2 protein-coding genes (1 of these 2 running past the window's edge) are annotated in these 18576 nt (G+C 72.4%); both read right to left on the reverse strand.

Translation table 11 applies throughout. The features are described 5' to 3' along the window. Positions 1-8703 (reverse strand): amino acid adenylation domain-containing protein, encoded by an 8703-nt coding sequence (locus tag AB0N89_RS03780; RefSeq protein WP_364199856.1) that lies wholly within the window; start codon positions 8701-8703, stop codon positions 1-3. After that, on the reverse strand, positions 8700-18576 hold the 3' portion of the coding sequence (locus tag AB0N89_RS03785; RefSeq protein WP_364199858.1) for an amino acid adenylation domain-containing protein. Its footprint extends 3455 nt past the window's final position; 9877 of the gene's 13332 nt are visible here — the last part of the coding sequence; its start codon lies beyond the right edge, outside the window — the gene reads right to left on this strand; the stop codon is at positions 8700-8702. The genes AB0N89_RS03780 and AB0N89_RS03785 overlap by 4 nt, the downstream gene beginning before the upstream one ends.

Raw genomic sequence — 18576 nt, forward strand, 5'->3', positions numbered from 1 at the left:
CTAAGCATGACCTCGGTCTGCGAGGGTCACCAACCGGTCAAGATTTGTCAGCCAGCTTTCCGCCATCAGGGTGAGGATCTCGACGGGAAGGACGGCGGGCAGATACGACCAGTGCGCCGTGAGCACACCTCGTTCGACCGAAGCGTTGATCGACAGCGCGTGCGTCGCGGGCGCTTCCGGATCCACGTCGCCGCCGAGGACGTTCTCCCCCGCCGCCGGTAGCCAGTCCTCGTCACGGGCACCGCCGGCGTCGACCTGGCCGACGTAGTTGAACAGCACCTCGGCGTCCGGCAGGTCTTCACCGTCGCGGTGGCGCAGCAGGCCGTAGCCGATGCCGTTGTCCGGCAACGACTCCCGATCCCGGCGCAACCGCCGGGCGGTGTGCCCGATCTCCTCGCCCGCTTCGACGCGGACCGGATACAGCGAGGTGAACCAGCCGACCGTGCGGGACAGGTCGGCGTCACCGAGGACGCCTTCCGCCCGGCCGTGGCTTTCCAGGTCGACCAGGAGTGCCTGTCCGCCACGCTGTTCGGCGATGGCGGCCGCGAGCGCCGCCAGCAGCAGGTCCTGCACTCCGCAGCCGAGCGCGGCGGGCACGGGACCCAGCAGCGCGCTGGTCGTCTCGGCGGAGAGCGTGAAGGTGTCGTTACGGCCGCTGGAGATCGTGTCCTCCGGCCGCAGCGGCCGGTCGGCGGGCCGGACGTCGGCACCGTCCACGACGGACCGCCAGTACGGCAGTTCTGTGGCCCGGTCGAGTTCGCTCAGGCGCAAGGCCCACTCTCGGAAGGACACCTCGACCGACGGCAGCGGCTCCCCCGGTGCGCGGCCGAGTACGGCGATGTCCTCGAACAACGGCTGCCAGGACACCGCGTCGACCACCAGGTGATGGACCATGAGCAGCAGCCTGCCCGGCCGGTCCTTCCCCGCGTCGAACCACACCGCGCGCACGACGTCGCCGGTGAACGGATCCAGTTCCCGGACGGTCCGTTCGAACTCCGGGAACTCCGTGGTGAACAGGTCGTCCATGGGCCTTTCGGCCAGCTCGACCCGGCGCAGCAGGGAACCGGCGTCCACCGTGTCGCGCACGACGACGGTCCAGTCCTCCGTGAGCCGGGCCCGCAGGACGTCGTGCCGGTCCAGCACGGCGGCGAGGACTTCGGTGAGCCGGGGAAGCCCGACACCGGCCGGGACCCTCAGCACCGCGTACTGGCTGAGCCTGCCGAGCGGGCCGCCGCGCTCGCGTTGCGCGAGCATGATCGGCGTCGCCGGGAATTCGCCGACAGCGGACACCTCGGACCGCCGGGCGCCCTCGGCGCCGGACGCCACCGAAGCGAGCGCCGCCACCGTGCGCTGCTCGAAGACGGCGCGCGGCGTGATCCGCAGTCCAGCGGCACGGGCCCGGCCGACCACCTGCATGGACAGGATGCTGTCCCCGCCGAGGGTGAAGAAGTCGTTCTCCACGCCGACTTCGGGCAGGCCGAGCACGTCGGCGACGATCCCGGCGAGCAGGCGTTCGCGCGGGGTGCGCGGCGCTGTCCCGCCGCTGAGCGCGGACAGATCGGGCGCCGCCCAGTCCGCGGTGGCCAGCGCCGCCCGGTCGACCTTGCCGTTCGCCGTCATGGGCAGTTCGCCGAGCGGCATCACGGCCGACGGGACCATGAAGTCCGGCAGGGTCTCCGCCACCCAGGACCGCAGCGTCACACCGTCCACAGTGGACCCGACCGTGTAACCGACGAGACGGTCACCGCGGACCACCACGACCGCGTCCGACACCGCCGGATGCGCCGCCAGCCGGGCCTCGATCTCCCCCGGCTCGACGCGGTGGCCGCGGACCTTCACCTGGTCGTCGGTCCGGCCGCGGAACTCGACACGGCCGTCCTCGGTCCAGCGGGCGAGGTCGCCGGTGCGGTACATCCGCTCGCCGGGCCCGCCGAACGGGTCGGCCACGAACCGGCCCGCCGTGAGCCCCGGCGCGCCGAGATAGCCGCGCGCGAGCTGGGCACCGCTGAGGTACAGCTCGCCGACGACGCCGGGCGCGACCGGCCGCAGGGCGTCGTCCAGCACCCGGATGCGGGTGTTCGCGACCGCTCGCCCGATCACCGGCCGCGCCGAGTCGCGCAGCCGCGCGATCACCGTGTCGACGGTGCATTCGGTGGGCCCGTAGAAGTTGTAGCTCTCGGTGCCGTCGAGGTTCCGCAGTTCCGACCACAGCCCCGGCGGGACGGCCTCGCCGCCGACACCCACCACGGCCAGCGGCGACTTCCCTTCGCGCACAAGGCCCGCGGCCGCGAGCTGGACGAAATGCGAGGGCGTGACCTCGACGAAGTCGATCCGCCGGTCGATCAGGAACCGCGCCAGATCTTCGGCGTCGAGCCGGACTTCGTCGGTGACGACATGCAGTTCGTGCCCGCCCAGCAGGCCCAGCGTGGGCTGCCAGGAGGCGTCGAAGGCGAACGACCAGTTGTGCCCGACGCGCAGCCGTTCCCGCCCGGTCCGCGCGACGGCGGGCCCGAACACGTCACGATCGTGGCTGTGGACCAGGTTCACCACGTTCCGGTGCGGCACCAGCACGCCTTTGGGGCGGCCGGTCGAGCCGGACGTGTAGATCAGGTGTACCGGATGCTGCGGCAGCAACGGGGAAAGCCGGTCCGCGTCGGTGACCGGTTCACCGGAGAACTCGCTGTCGCCGGGCCACTCGTCGTCGGTCAGGACCAGCAAGGGCCTGGCGTCGTCGAGGATCCCGGCCGTCCGGTCCGCGGGCTGGGCGGGGTCGATCGGCAGGTAGGCGGCGCCGGATTTCAGCACGGCCAGCATCGCCACGAAGAACAGTTCCGACCGCCGGTGCCGGATCGCGACGATCCTTTCCGGTCCCGCTCCCCGCGCGATCAGCGCGCGGGCGAGCCGGTTCGCCCGCGCGTCCAGTTCGCGGTAGGTCAGCGTGCGGTCCTCGCACGCGACCGCGACGGCTTCCGGCCCGCGGCGCACCTGCTCCTCGAACACGGCGACCACCGTGGACTCGGGAACGGCGAGGGCCGTGTCGTTCCAGTGGTGCAGCACGAGTTCACGCCGCGCGGGCGGTACCAGGTCGAGCCTGCCGACCGGCGCGTCGTGCCAGTCCGGGACCCCTGAGAGCAGGTCCACGAAGGACTGTCCGAGTTCCGCGATCCGCTCGGGCGTGAACACGTCGGTGCGGTATTCGAGGATCAGTTCGAGCCGTGGTCCAGGCGCGGCGACGACGGTGAGCGGATAGTGCGTCGCGTCCTCGCCCTCGACCCCGGTCACCTGGACCCCGGCCTGGCGTTCGCTCTCCGCCAGCGCTTCGGCGTCGACCGGATAGCTCTGGAAGATCAGCAGCGTGTCGAAAAGCTCGCCGGAGCCGGCCTGCCGCTGGATCTCGGCGAGGCTGAGGTAGTGATGGTCCAGCAGCGCGGCCTGTTCGGCCTGCACCCGTGAGAGCAGGGCACCCAGGGTTTCGGCGGCGTCGCTGCGGACCCGGACCGGCAGCGTGTTGATGAACAGGCCGATCATCCGGTCCGCGCCGGGCAGGTCGGCGGGCCGTCCGGAGACGGTCGCGCCGAAGACGACGTCGCGCCGCCCGGTCAGGCCGCCCAGCAGCAGCGCCCACGCCGTCTGCAGGACGGCGTTGAGCGTGACCCCGTGTTTCCGGGCCCAGCCGGTCAGTCGCCGGGTCTGGTCTTCGGAGAGCCCGACGGTGAGCTTGTCGGGCAGGCTCTGTCCCCGGCCGATGCCCGGCGGCGCGAGCAGCGACGCGCCGTCCAGTCCGGCGAGCGCCTCCTTCCACGCCTTCCGCCCGCTCTCGCGGTCCTGGCGGCCGAGCCAGTCCAGGTAGTCCCGGTACGGACGCGCCTTGGGCGGCGATCCGGTGCGGTACAGCTCCAGGAGTTCCTGGCCCAGCAGCGGCGCGGACCAGCCGTCCAGCACGATGTGGTGGCTGGTGATCAGCAGCCGGTGGGCGTCGTCCCCGAGGTCGAACAGGGTGAACCGGATCAGCGGCGGCGAGGCGAGATCGAACGGGCGCAACCGTTCAGCCGCGGTGACCGCCTCGATGTCCTCGCCGGAGAGTTCCCGCCAGTCGAGAGTCGCTTCGCGCGGGACGACCTGCACCGCCCGCCCGGAATCGAGGTAGCGGAAGGCGGCGCTCAGGTTCGGATGCCGCTCCAGCAGCCGGCCCGCCGCGGACCGAAGCCGGGCGGGGTCGGCGTCGCGCAGATCCAGCATCTGCTGCGTGACGTAGACGTCGAGGCTGTCCTCGTCGAAGGACGCCAGGAAGAGCATGCCTTCCTGCAACGGCGAAAGCGGCCAGACGTCGGCAGGCGCACCGAGCTCGTCGACCTCGTCCAAGGTGAGGTCCAGCAACGGGAAGTCGGCCGAGGAGAACCCGCCGACCCCGTCCGCCGTCAGCCGCGCGGCGAGCTCCGCGGCGGCGGCCATCCACTCCGCGCCGATGGCCTCCGCGTCCTTTTCGGACAGTGCGCCCGGCAGGTAGGCCAGGTTCGCGACGAGACCGTCCGGGGTCACCGAGCAGTTGACCTCCAGCGGATGCGCGGCGGTCATCGCCGGGTCGAGGTCGCCGCCGAGCCCGGAATCCGGCTGCCAGTCCGCCGCGCCGCCCGCGGCCTCGACGTCGAATCGGCCCAGGTAGTTGAACAGGACTTCGGGCCGCCCGCGGCCCGAGAGTTCGCCGGTGAGGTAGCGCAGCGGCGCGTATCCCCCGGGGGTGCGGAGCCGGGTGTCCTTGGCGTGCTTGAGCTGCCGGACCGGATCGGCGTCCGCGGTGATCCGCATCGGCGCGACGGTGGTCAGCCAGCCGACCGTGCGCGAGAGGTCGCGCTCGTCGTCACGCCCGTGCCCTTCGGTCTCCACCAGCACCGACGTGGTGCGGCGGACCCGTGTGATCGCGGTGACCAGGGTGCTGAGCAGCGCGTCCTGCACCCCCGCGCGGAACGACTTCGGCACCCCCGCGAGCAGCGTCGCGGTGGTTCCCGACGGCAACGACACCCGGATCTCGCGGGTGTCGCCGACGGTTCCGGTCGCGATGGGACCCGGTTCGCCCAGCACCTCGCGCCAGTACGGCAGATCCTCGCGGTGCCGTTCGATCTCCGGCGCGAGCCCGGCGGCCCAGGCCCGCAGCGACACCGGCACGGCGGGGAGTTCCCTGCCCGCGCCCGCGGTGGCGAGGTCGTCGAACAGCACCCGCCAGGACACGCCGTCGACGACGACGTGGTGGATCACCAGCAGCAGCCGTCCTGGCTCCGCACCGGCGTCGAACCAGACCGCGCGGACCATCGCGCCGGTCGCCGGGTCCAGCGCGGCCTCGGTCTCGATCGCCAACCGGTGCAGGAGGTCCTGATCGGGCGCGCCCTCCACGCGTCGCACGACGTCCGCGGCGGACACCGCCCCCGGCGGCGGAATACGCAACGTGGTCCCGAGGACCGCCCTCAAGGCATCGTGCCGGTCGAGGATCGCTTGCAGGGCTTGGTGGAGCGCGCTTTCGGTGAGCCCGGCCGGGGTGCGCACGACGGCGGACTGGCTGAACCGGCGCGGCACGCCACCGCGTTCGAGCAGCGCGGCGATCATCGGGGTCCGCGCCACGACGCCGACCGGCGACACCGTGGTGGTCCCGGCGGCGACCAGCGGTTCGGCCAGTTCGGCGAGGGCGGCCACCGTGCGGGCCTCGAACACCTGGCGCGGGGTGACCCGCAACCCGGCTTGCCGGGCCCGGCTGACCACCTGCAGGGAAAGGATGCTGTCGCCACCGAAACCGAAGAAGTCGTCCGTCACCGAGATCGACGGAAGACCGAGCACGGCCGCAAAAGCGTCGGCGAGGGCCTTCTCCTCGGGGGTGCTCGGCGCGGCCCCACCGGTGAGACCGCTCAGGTCCGGGGCGAACTCCGGCGCCATGGCCAGCTCGCCACGGTCGACCTTGGCGTTCACCGTCAACGGCAGCCGGTCCAGCACGACGATCGCCGAGGGCACCGAGTAGTCCGGCATCCGTGCGGCCAGGGCGGCACGGAGGTCTCCGGGGGCCGGCTCGGCGCCGGGTTCCGGTGTCACATAAGCGATCATGCGTTTGACGCCGGGCTGGTCCTCGCGGATCACCGCGACCGCTTCGGCGACTCCCGCGCGGTCGCACAGCGCGGTCTCGACCTCGCCGAGTTCGACCCGGAAGCCGCGGATCTTGACCTGGTGGTCGACGCGGCCGAGGAAGTCCAGCTCGCCGTCCGCGGTCCAGCGGACCAGGTCACCGGTGCGGTACATGCGCTCGCCGGGTTCGCCGAACGGATTGGCCACGAACCTCGTCGACGTCAGTCCCGGCATGCCGAAGTAGCCGCGCGCCAGGCCTCCGGCCATGTACAGCTCGCCCGCGAAGCCTGGCGGCACCGGCCGCAGGTCGGCGTCGAGCACATACGCCTGTTTGTTCGGGTCCGGCGGGCCGATGACGACGCGGCGGTCCGCCCGGCACCGCCAGAGCGTGGAGTTCACCGTGCATTCGGTCGGGCCGTAGGCGTTGAACATCCGGCGGTCGCGGCTGAAGCGCGCCACCAGTTCCGGGGTGAGCGCGTCGGTGCCCGCGATCAGCGTGACGCCCTCGGGCAGGCCGGAGCCGGCGAGCGTGGTGAGCGCGGACGGCGGCACGAACAGATGCGTCAGGCCCTGCGCGGCGACGAACTCCGCCAGCGGTTCACCGAGGCGGCTCTCCTCGGGTACGACCACCGCGGTCGCCCCCACCAGCAGTTGCGTCGACAGCTCCGCCAGCGAGACGTCGAAACTCGGTGAGGCGAACAGGAGTACCCGGCTGCCGGGTCCACTTCGGACGGACTCGGCGAACATGGCGACGAGATCGGGGACACCGCGATGCGGCACGAGGACGCCCTTGGGGCGGCCGGTCGAACCCGAGGTGTAGATCAGGTAGGCGGCGCTGTCCGGGTGGGGCGGCGGCAGCTCGGCGGGCGGTTCGAGGAGGGCGTCTTCGAGCACGACCACGGGAACTCCGTGCTCACACAGCTTGTCCGCGGTGCTCGTGTCGGCGATCAGCAGCGCCGGATCCGCGTCGGAAAGCATGTAGGCGATGCGGTCGGCCGGGTACTCCGGGTCCAGCGGCAGGTACGCGGCCCCGGCGAGCTGCACGCCGAGCATGGCCGTGAGGAACCCGAGCCCGCGTTTGATCCCCACGCCGACGATCCGTTCCGGCCCGGCGCCGCGCGCGACCAGGACCCCGGCCAGTCGTTTCGCGCGTTCGTGCAACTCGCCGTAGGTGACCGCGACACCGCCGTCCTCGACGGCGACCGCCTCCGGTCGCGCCCGCACCTGCCGGACGAACAGTTCGGTCAGGGATTCGCCCGCCCGCGGAAGGGCGGCGCTGTTCCACTTGCGCAGCACCAGTTCCCGTTCGTCGGCAGTGACGAGTTCGACCGTGCCGGTCCGCCTTTCCGGTCGGACCGGCACGGTCGTCAGGAGGTCGGTCAGCACCGCGGCCACCCGCTGGACGAAACCGGGTTCGAGCAGGTCTTCCCGGTACACCAGGGCGACGACGAACTCGTCACCCGGCGCGGCGACGGCGGTCAGCGGATAGTGCGTGACGCTCCGGGTCTCCTCGGGCGTCACGAGCAGTCCGGCGGCGTCGTCCGCGCGGCGCAGCGCGTCGGCGTCGGCGGGCGCGCTCTGGAAGACGGTGAGCGTGTCGAACAGCTCCCCGTGCCCGGCCTCCTTCTGGATCTCGGCGAGCCCGAGGTACTGGTGGTCCAGCAGCGCGGCCTGCTCGGCCTGCACGCGGGTGACCAGTCCGGTGAGCGTCTCCCCCGGATCCAGCCGGACCCGCACCGGCAGCGTGTTGATGAACAGGCCGATCATCCGGTCGACGCCCGGCAGTTCGGCGGGCCTGCCGGACACCGTGGTGCCGAACACGACGTCACGGCGGCCGGTGAGTTTGCCCAGCGCGATCGCCCACGCGGCCTGCACGACGGTGTTGAGCGTGACCCGGTGCTCGCGCGCCCAGGCCGCGAGGCGTTCCGTGTCCACAGTGGACAGTTTGACTTCGAGCTCGCTCGGGAACTCCGCGGCGGGAGTGCCACCGGGGGCGAGCAGCGTCGGCTCCGCGAGACCCGCCAGCGACTCGCGCCAGGCCGCGCGGGCGGCTTCCCGGTCCTGACGGCCGAGCCAAGCGAGATAGTCGCGGTACTTCGGCGCCGGAGGCAGCTCCTCGCGGCCGTACGCGGTGAACAGTTCCTCCCCCAGCAGTGGCCCGGACCAGCCGTCGAGCAGCAGGTGATGGGCGGTGACGACGAGCTTGTGGTGCGTCGACGCCAGGCGCAGCAACCGGAAGCGGATCAAGGGCGGCGACGCGAGATCGAACCGTTGTGCCCGGTCCGCGTCGAGCAGGGCGGGCACTTCGGCCTCGACGACCTCGTCCACCCGCCACGGCACCCGGACCGCTTCCGGGATCAGCTGGACGGTCTCGCCGCTCTTGCGCGGCCGGAACGCGGCACGCAGGTTCGGATGCCGGGTGAGCACCGTCTCCGCCGCCGCGCGCATCCGCCCGGGGTCGAGCTCGCCACGCAGGTCGAACACCTGCTGGATGGTGTAGACGTCGGTCGCGGCACTGTCCCAGGTGGAGAGGAAGAGCAGGCCCTCCTGCAACGGGGACAGCGGCAGCACGTCCTGGACACCGCGGGCGGCACTCACGAAACACTCCAATCACCGGAGAACTCGGCGAATTCGTCGTCGTCCAGCTCGATCAGCGGTCGCTCATCGGCGGGTGGCGGTTCTTCCTCCGCCGGGCGGGCGGCCTCCGCCAGCGCCGCGACGGTGCGCAGTTCGAACACCTGGCGCGGCGTGATCTTCAGTCCCTCGGGGCGGGCGCGGCCGACGAGGTTCAGCGACCGGATGCTGTCGCCGCCGAGCGCGAAGAAGTCGTCGAAGACGCCGACGCGCTCCAGGTCCAGGACCTCGGCCATGCAGGCGGCGAGCACCTGCTCGGTCTCGTTCCGCGGTTCGGCGGCACCGGTCTCGGCCTGGCGGTCGGGTTCGGGCAGCGCGGCGCGGTCGAGCTTGCCGTTGGGCGTCACCGGGAACACATCGAGCCGGACGAACGCGCCCGGCACGAGTTGTTCCGGCAAGTGTTCCCGCAGCGCGGACCGCAGTTCGCCGTCGGAACGCGGTTCACCGGTCAGGTAGCCGACCAGTCCGGCGGCCCCGGCGACGACCTCGGCCCCGGTCACTCCCGGGAGGGACGCGAGCACGGCCGCGATCTCGCCGAGTTCGATCCGCACGCCGCGGATCTTGACCTGGTCGTCGCTCCGGCCCAGGTACTCCAGCACCCCGTCGGCGCGGCGGCGGGCGAGGTCGCCCGTGCGGTAGAGCCGTGTGCCGTCCGGGCCGGCGACGAACCTGGCCGCCGTCAGCCCCGGACGTCGCAGATAGCCGTGTGCCAGCTGGACACCGGACAGGTACAGCTCACCCACGCAGCCACGCGGCACCGGCCGCAACGCCGCGTCGAGAACGTGCGCGCCGGTGTTCCAGACCGGCCGCCCGAGCGGCACCGGCCGCGCCGGATCGTCACCCGACGTGTCGTGATACGTGACGTCGACGGCCGCTTCGGTGGGCCCGTAAAGGTTGTGCAGCCCCGCTTCCGGCAGCACCTCGCGCTCCGTCGCGACGAGGTCGCCCGGCAGGGCCTCACCACTGCACACGACGCGGTGCAACGGAAGTCCGGCCGTGGCGGGTTCGGCCAGGAACGGCCGCAGCATCGACGGGACGAAATGGACGGTGTCGACACGCTCGGCCCGGATCACTTCCGCGAGCTGTGCGGGATCCTGGTGCGCGTCCGGCGGCGCCACGACGAGGGTGCCGCCGGTGATCAGCGGCAGGAACAGCTCCCACACCGAGACGTCGAACGAGATCGGCGTCTTCTGCAGCGTCCGCGTGTCCGGCCCGAAACCGTACTCGGCGGCCATCCAGCGCAGGCGATTCACCACGGCACGGTGATCGACGACGACGCCCTTGGGGCGCCCGGTCGAACCCGACGTGTAGATCACGTACGCGGGCGCGGTGTCCGGAATGGGCACCACCGGCCGCCGCTCGGTTCCGGCCAGGAGATCCGGCAGGTTCTCCGGCGTGACGAGCAGCGCCGGTGCCGAGTCCCCGGCGAGGAATTCGCGCCGTGCCAAGGGATAGCCGGGATCGATCGGCACGTACGCGGCACCGCGGCGATGGACCGCGTGCAGCACCGCGACCAGTTCGATCGACCGGGGCAGGCTCACCCCGACCAGATCGCCGGGCCGCACGTCTAGGCCACCGGCGATCCGCGCGACGAGGTCGTCGAACTCGGCGTAGGTCAGCGACCGCCCGTCCGCGGTGATGGCGACGGCGTCCGGCGTCGCGGCGGCCCGCGCGGCGAACAGCTCCGGCAGGGTCGCCTGTTCGACGTCGACCTCGGCGCCCTGCGGTTCCTCTCGCGTGGCGAGCGGAATGCGGCCGACGAGGACGCCGGGGTCGGTCAGGATCGCGTCGAGCACGCCGGTCAGCCGGGCGAGGACGGCGTCGGCGTCGACCACGCCGGGCCGGTGGTCCAGCCCGAGCCTCAGCTCCTCCCCCGGCTCCACGATCAGCGCGAGCGGGTAGTGCGTCGCGTCCGTGCCGCCGACCGCGTCGACCGTGAGACCGGCCGAGCTCTCGGCACCGGCCAGCCGCTCGTCGTCGACCGGGTAGCTCTCGAACACCACGAGCGTGTCGAACAGTTCGCCGGTGCCCGCCCAGCGCTGGACGCGCGTGAGCCCGGCGTGCTGGTGGTCCAGCAGCGCGATCTGTTCGTCGTCGACCCGGTTCACCAGTGCGGCGAACGACTCCGCCGCCGAGATCCGCACCCGGACGGGCACGGTGTTGATGAACAGGCCGATCATGCGTTCCGCGCCGGGCAGGTCGGCGGGACGGCCGTGCACGGTGACGCCGAAGACGACGTCGGTCCGCCCGGTCAGCTGCCCGAGCACGAGCGCCCAGGCGGTGTCGACCAGCGTGCTGACCGTGACCCCGAGATCGCGGGCGGCCGCCGTCAGCTGGGCGGTGCGGTCCGCGCCGAGGCCGGTGCTCGCCCGGTCCGGCCGGACGGTCTCCCGCCCTTCGGCCGAAGGCAGCAGCAGCGTCGGCCCGTCGAGATCCGCCAGCGCCGCGCGCCAGGCCTGCTCGGCGGCCTTCTCGTCGCGGCCCGCCAGCCACTTCAGGTACTCGGCGTACGGCCGGACGGGCGCTGGTTCCTCGCCCGCGTAGAGGGTGAACAGCTCCTCGGCGAGCAGCGGCCCGGACCAGCCGTCGGCCAGGATGTGGTGGTGCGCCAGCAGAAGGCGCCACCCCTGTCCCGTGCGGATCAGCGCCATCCGCACCAGCGGCGCGTCGGCGAGGTCGAACCGGCGGGTGGCGAACCCGGCTTCGAACGCTTCGGCGTCCCCGGTTTCGACGACCTCCCACGGCAGTTCCGCCGTTTCCGGCACCACCTGCACGGTGACCCCCGAACGCAGCTGCCGGAAGGCCGCCCGCAGGTTGCCGTGCCGGGCGAGCAGCCCCTGCCCGGCCGCGCGCAGCCGCTCCGGGTCGACCGGTCCGCTCAGGTCGAACGAGTGACAGACCGAGTAGACGTCCTCGGTGTCGAACGACGACTGGAACGCGATCCCTTCCTGCAGCGGCGAAAGCGGCAGGATGTCGGCGACGCCACCGAGTTCGTCCACATCGGACTGGGTGAGGGACACCAGCGGGAAGTCCGACGGCGTCCGGAACGGCTCACGGACCGTCTCGGCCAGTTCGGCGAGCGCGGTCTGCCAGCCTTCGGCGAGTTCCCGGATCTCCTGTTCGGTGAACAGATCGCGGACGAACGCGAACTCGCCGTGCAGTCGCAGGCCGTCCTCGTGCCGGACCGCGACCGCGTTGATCTCCAGCGGATGGCTGACCGGGGTGACCTGGTCGGCGGCGCCGTCGAGCAGTGAGGACTCCGGTGCGGGCCGCCAGTGCCCGGCCGCCGCCGGGCCGTCGAGACGGCCGAGGTAGTTGAACAGGACAGTGCGCGTGCCCGGTGGCTCCAGCAGGCCGAAGCTGATCGCCTCCGGCAGGGTGCGCAGCTGTTCCTTGACCGTCTTGAGCCAGGCGATCGCGTCGCCGCCGGCCCCGCCGATCCGCGCCGGATAGATGCTGGTGAACCAGCCGACGGTCCGGGACAGATCGGCGCCGGGCACCAGATGCTCGTCGCGGCCGTGGCCTTCGAGGTCGATGACCAGGCCGCCGTCGTCGGCGAACCCCCGGGCCTCCCGCCACCGCGAGACCGCCATCGCGAACCCGGTCAGCAGGACGTCCTGCACACCCGCGTGCGCGGCCGCGGGCACGCCCGTCAGCAGCTTTTCGGTGAGCGCGGCGGGGATCTCCATGGTGTGGCCGTCCACCGTCGAGCGGGTGTGCGCTGCCGGGTCGAGGGCGATTTCCCCGCCCAGGAAACGGTTCCCGGCGAGGACGTGCGCCCAGCGTTCGCTCTCGTCGGCCCAGTTCAAGTCGCGGATCGACCGGGCCCAGTCGAGCAGCGAGGTCTCGGCCGGGGGCGGCCGTTCCCCGGTGACCCACGATCCGGCGAGGTCGTCCATCAGGATCCGCCAGGAGACGCCGTCCACGACGAGGTGGTGCGCCACCAGCAGCAGAAGGCGCTCCCGCTCGAACCAGACGGCCCGCAGCATGATCCCGGCTTCCGGGTCCAGTTCCCCGAGCGCGGCGGCGAATTCCTCGCCGACGTCACCGGTGGCACGCCGGAGGACGTCGGCGCCGGAAACGCCGCCCTCGGGCCGGATCCGGTAGACCCAGCCCGACTCCAGCCGGGCGCGCAACGCGTCGTGCGCGGCCAGGATTCCGTCCAGCAGCGTGACGAGCCTGTCTTCGGTCAGCTCGGGCGGCGTGGTCAGAAGCATCGACTGGCTGAACCGCCGGGTGTCGCCGCCGAGATCGCGCAAGGCCTCCATCACCGGCAGCAGCGGGACGACGCCGGTGCGCGTCCCGGCCACGACGACGTCGCCGTCACGCCGGGCGAACGCCGCCAGCGCGGCAGGGGTCCGGTGCTCGAAGATCTCGCGGGGGCTGAGCCGGTAGCCCGCTCGCCGCAGCCTCGCGATCAGCTGCAGCGACGAGATGCTGTCACCGCCGAGCCGGAAGAAGTCCGCACCGGCGCCGACCCGGTCCAGGCCCAGCACCGCGGCGATCTCCGCCGCGATCGCGGATTCCACCGCTCCCTCGGGGGCGTCGTCCCCCGCGTGCGCGGCGAGATCCGGCTCGGGCAGGGCCTTGCGGTCCAGTTTCCCGCTGGGGGTCAGCGGAAGTTCGCCGAGGACGGTCACGGCCGTGGGGACCATCGCGGCGGGCAACCGCTCGGCCAGCCGCGCGAGGACGGTCTCCTCGTCCACCGTGCCGGTGACGTACGCGGTCAGCACCGTGCTGTGGTGGACGGCGACCGCCGCCGTCTCGACGCCTTCGATCCGGCTCAGCGCGTGTTCGATCTCGCCGAGCTCGATCCGCTGCCCGCGCAGTTTCACCTGCTGGTCGGTGCGGCCGAGGTAGGTCAGCGTGCCGTCGTCGTTCCAGCGCGCGAGGTCGCCGGTGCGGTACATCCGGCCGCCGCCGAACGGGTCGGCCACGAACCGCGTGGCGGTGAGACCGGGCCGGTTCCGGTAGCCGTGGCCGAGCTGGGTCCCGGCGAGGTACAGCTCGCCGGGGACACCGGGCGCGACCGGCCGGAGCGCGGCGTCGAGGACGTACGTGCGGGTGTTCCACACCGGACGGCCGATCGGCACCGGCCTGGAGCCGTCCTCGCCCGCGGTGTCCCACGCGGTGACGTCGACGGCGGCTTCGGTGGGCCCGTACAGGTTGTGCACCGCGACGCCCAGTACCTCGTGGGCGCGGACCGCCAGCTCCGGCGGCAGGGCCTCGCCACTGCAGACGACCGTGCCCAGGCTCAGCCCGGCCGCGGCAGGCTCGGCGACGAACGCCGCCAGCATCGACGGGACGAAGTGGACGGTGTCGACCTTCGCGGCGCGGATGATCTCCGCCAGCCGGGCCGGATCGCGATGCGCGTCCGGCTCGGCCACCACGAGGGTGCCGCCGGTGAGCAGCGGCAGGAACAGCTCCCACACCGACACGTCGAACGACGCCGGGGTCTTCTGCAGGGTGCGGGTCTCCGTGCCGAAGCCGTACTCCCCGGCCATCCACAGCAACCGGTTGACGATCGCCGCGTGCCCGACGGCCACGCCCTTCGGCCGCCCGGTCGAACCCGATGTGTAGAGGACGTAGGCGGTGCTGTCCGGCAGGACGTCCACCGGCGTGAAGCCGCCGGAACCGTCCACTTCGGACAGCCAGTGCGGGGTGACCTCGATGGCGGGCCGGGAGTCTTCGAGCAGGAACGCGATCCGCTCGGCGGGCAGGTCCGGGTCGACCGGGACGTACGCAGCGCCGCAGGCCTGGATCGCGTGCAGGACCGCGACCAGGTCCGCCGACCGCGGCAGTGACACCGCGACGACCTCGCCAGGCCGCACGCCCTGCGCCTGGAGGGCGGCGGCCAATTCCCGTACTCGGTTCGCGAAGCGGGAGTACGTCCACTCGTCACCGCCTTCGACCACGGCGATCGCGTGCGGCGTCCGCAGGGCCTGTGCCGCGAACAGGTCGGGCAGCGTGGTGCGCGGGACCTCGTGGGCGGTGTCGTTCCAGTCGTGCAGCACGCTCCGGCGTTCGGCTTCGGTCAGGAAGTCCGTGCGGCCGGCGCCGCCCTCGGCGAGCCATCCGGCGACCGTCCGCAGCCGCGCGGCGAGCCGCGTGACGTCCTTGCGGTGGCGCAGGGTCAGCGAGAGGACCTCGCCGGGCGCGACCAGGACGGTCAGCGGATAGTGCGTGTCGTCGCGTTCGTCGAGTCCGGTGACGGTCAGCCCGGAGCGGCGTTCGGCGTCGGCGAGTGCCTCGTCGTCGACCGGGTAGCTCTCGAACACCAGCAGCGTGTCGAACAGCTCGCCGGTGCCCGCGGCGCGCTGGATGTCGGCCAGCCCGGCGTGCTGGTGATCCAGCAGCCGGGCCTGTTCGGCCTGGACCCTGGCCAGCAGCGCGGTCGCGGGTTCGTCCGGGCGGAGCCGGACGCGGACCGGCACGGTGTTGATGAACAGCCCGACCATCCGGTCGGCGTCGTCGAGGTCGGCGGGCCTGCCGTGCACGGTGGTGCCGAACACGACGTCGGAGCGGCCGGTCTCGGCGGCGAGGGTGAGCGCCCAGAGAACCTGGACGACGGTGTTGAGCGTGAGGCCGTGTTCGCGGGCCAGTTCCACCAGTCCGGCGGGGAGTTCGACGGCGAGATCCCGCACGGGCTCCTCCGCCGCGCCGACCAGCGTCGGTCCGTCCACATCGGACAGCGCGGTCCGCCAGGCCCGCGCGGTGGCCTCGCGATCCTGCCGGGCCAGCCAGTCCAGGTACCGGTCGTAGTCGGCGGCGGGCGGCAGCGCGGTGGTGTCCCCGCCCGCGGCGTAGAGCAGGAACAGTTCGCGGCCGAACAGCGGACCCGACCAGCCGTCCATCAGGATGTGGTGGTGGGTCAGCAGGAACCGGTGCGTTCCGTCGGCGAACCGCGCGCAGGTGGCCCGCATCAGCGGCGGCGCGGCGAGGTCGAACCCGGCTGCCCGGTCCTCGTCGAGCAGCCGCGCGAACCCGGCTTCGTCGAGATCCGTTTCACGCCACGGGAGTTCCGCTGATTCCGGCACGAACCGCACCGGCCGCGAAGACTCGCTGAAGACGAACCCGGCCCGCAGATTCGGGTAGCGCTCCAGCATCGCGTGCAGGCACCGGCGCAGCAGCGCCGGGTCGAGGTCGCCGTCGAGGGTGAACACCTGCTGCACGAGGTAGCCGCCGGGTTCGAGCTGGTCGAGGTAGAGCAGGCCCTCCTGCAGCGGCGCGAGCGGCCGCGTCTCGCCGGTGTGGACGACGACGGGCTCGGCGGCGGGCGCGAGCCGTTCGGCCGCGGCGGCGAGGTCGGTGATCGTCTGGTGCTCGAAGACCTGGCGGGCGGTGATCTTCCAGCCCGCGGACCGCAGCCGCGAAACGACCTGGATCGAGGAGATGCTGTCGCCGCCGAGCGCGAAGAAACCCGCGTCCGCGCCGACGTCGGCGAGGCCGAGCACGTCACGGAAGGCCTGGGCGACCGCCTGTTCCGCTTCGGTTTCCGCGGCGCGGCCCGCCGTCTCCGGCGGCGCGGCCCACTCCGCGGTGGCCAGCACCCGCCGGTCGATCTTGCCGCTGGCGTTGAGCGGAAGGCTGCTCAGCGACACGATCGCGCTCGGCACCAGGTATTCCGGCAGCACGGCGCCGAGTTTCCGGCGCAACGCGGTCCCGTCGAGTTCGTCCCCGGTCGGCACGACGTAGCCGACCAGACGTCGCGGTCCGGCGTCCGCGCGCGCGACGACGGCCGCCAGTGAGACCTCCGGCAGCGCGGTCAGCGCCGCCTCGACCTCGGCGGGTTCGATCCGGAAACCGCGGATCTTCAGCTGTGTGTCGGCGCGGCCGAGGAACTCCAGGTCCCCGTCGCCGGTCCAGCGGACCCGGTCGCCGGTGCGGTACAGCCTGCCACCGCCGAACGGATTCGCGACGAACCGTTCCGCCGTCGCCGCCGGGGCGTTCCAGTAACACGACGCGAGCGCGTCGCCGCCGACGTACAGCTCCCCCTGGTGCGCCGGGCGCAGCCGGTCGTCGAGGACGTACAGGCTCCGCCCGGTGTCCGGCCGTCCGATGAGGACACGACCGCCGAACGATTCCGGGCAGCGCCACACCGTCGCGTTGACGGTGGTTTCGGTGGGACCGTAGGCGTTGAACAGCTTCCGCCCGGGCGCCCAGCGGGCGACGAGGTCGGCCGGGACCTCGTCCGAGCCGACCACGACGGTGGTCTTCGCGGGCAGCGCGCCGGTCGGCAGCGCCTCCAGCGCGGCGGGCGGTAGGTCGACATGCGTCAAGTCGTGCCGCCGCGCGAACTCGCCCAGCGCCGCGCCGAGCCGTTCCCGCTCGGCGGGGATGAACAGCGTCCCCCCGGACAGCACGGACATCGCCAGTTCTTCGAGGTAGACGTCGAACGCGGGCGAGGTGAACTGCAGGACCCTCGCGCCGGGACCGGCGCCGTAGGTGTGCAGCGCGGTGTGGACGAGGCTTTCGACACCGGCGTCCGAGACGAGGACTCCTTTGGGACGGCCGGTCGAACCGGAGGTGTAGATCAGGTACGCGGCGGGCGAGGCCGGGGACGACGGTCCCGACGGACGCACTCCGGTCGCGGTGATCTCGGCGATCGGGCGCGCGTCCGCGACGATCTCGGCCCGCCGCGCGTCCGGTGCGTCGTAGGCCAGCGGCAGATAGGTGGCGCCGGTCTTGGCCACCGCGAGGAACGCGGCGACGGCGTCGACCCCGCGCTCCAGCTGGACGAGCACCCGCTCGCCGGGTCCGGCACCGAGACCGGTCAGCGTTTCCGCGAGTTCGGTGCTGACCGCGTCGAGTTCCCGGTAGTTCAAGGGCCGGTCGCCGAACACCGCGAGCGTTTCCGGGTACCGGGCGACGGCTTCGGCGAACAGCTCGGCGATGGTGCGCGCGCCCGGGCTCCTCGCTCCCCTGCCGTGTTCGAGCAGGCAATCGCGTTCCGAGGACGACAGCAGTTCCACCGCCGTGATCGGCCGGTCCGGATCCGCGGCGACCTCGGTGAGCAGCCGGACAAGCCCGTCCGCGAGCCGCTTCGCCGCCGCCGGGGTGAACAGGTCGGTGCGGTAGAGCACCGCGCCGAGAACCCGGTCCTGGTCCAGCGACACGAATTCGAAGTCCAGGTCGAACTTGGCGACCGGAAGCTCGAACAGATGCGGCTCGACGAAGAGTTTCCCGTGCTCTTCGGCTTCGCTTTCCGCGTGCTGGTAGGCGACACCGACCTGGAACAGCGGGTGGTGCGCGGTCGACCGCCGCGGGCGCAACTGGTCGACGAGCCGGTCGAACGGCAGGTCCTGGTGGTCGAACGCGGCCAGATCGGTCTCGCGGACGCGGTCCAGCAGCGCGCGGAACGCCGGCCGCCCGCCGACGTCGGTACGCAGGACGATCGTGTTGGTGAAGAACCCGACGAGTTCGTCGAGCGCGGTGTCCGAACGCCCGGCGACCTGCGTGCCGAGCGGGATGTCGTCACCCGCGCCGGTCAGGTGCAGCAGCGCGGCCACGGCCGCCTGCGCGAGCATGAACTGCGTGACGCCGGTCTGAGCGGCCAGTTCACGCAGCCGGGTGACGACCTCCGCGGGCAGTTCGAATTCGGCCGCGCCACCGCGCTGCCCGGCGACCGGCGGACGAGGAAGGTCCGCGGGCAGCTCCAGCAGTTCGGGCAGGCCCGTCAGTTCCTTGAGCCAGAACTCCGGCGACGGCAGATTCTTCTCCTGCCACAGCGCGTAATCCGCGTACTGCACGGGCAACGGTGTCCACTGTGGAGCGATTCCGCCGAGCCGGGACTCGTAGGCGGTGAACAGGTCACGCCTCAGTGGATGGGACGACCAT

This window comes from Amycolatopsis sp. NPDC089917, from assembly GCF_040684635.1.
Lineage (GTDB): Bacteria > Actinomycetota > Actinomycetes > Mycobacteriales > Pseudonocardiaceae > Amycolatopsis.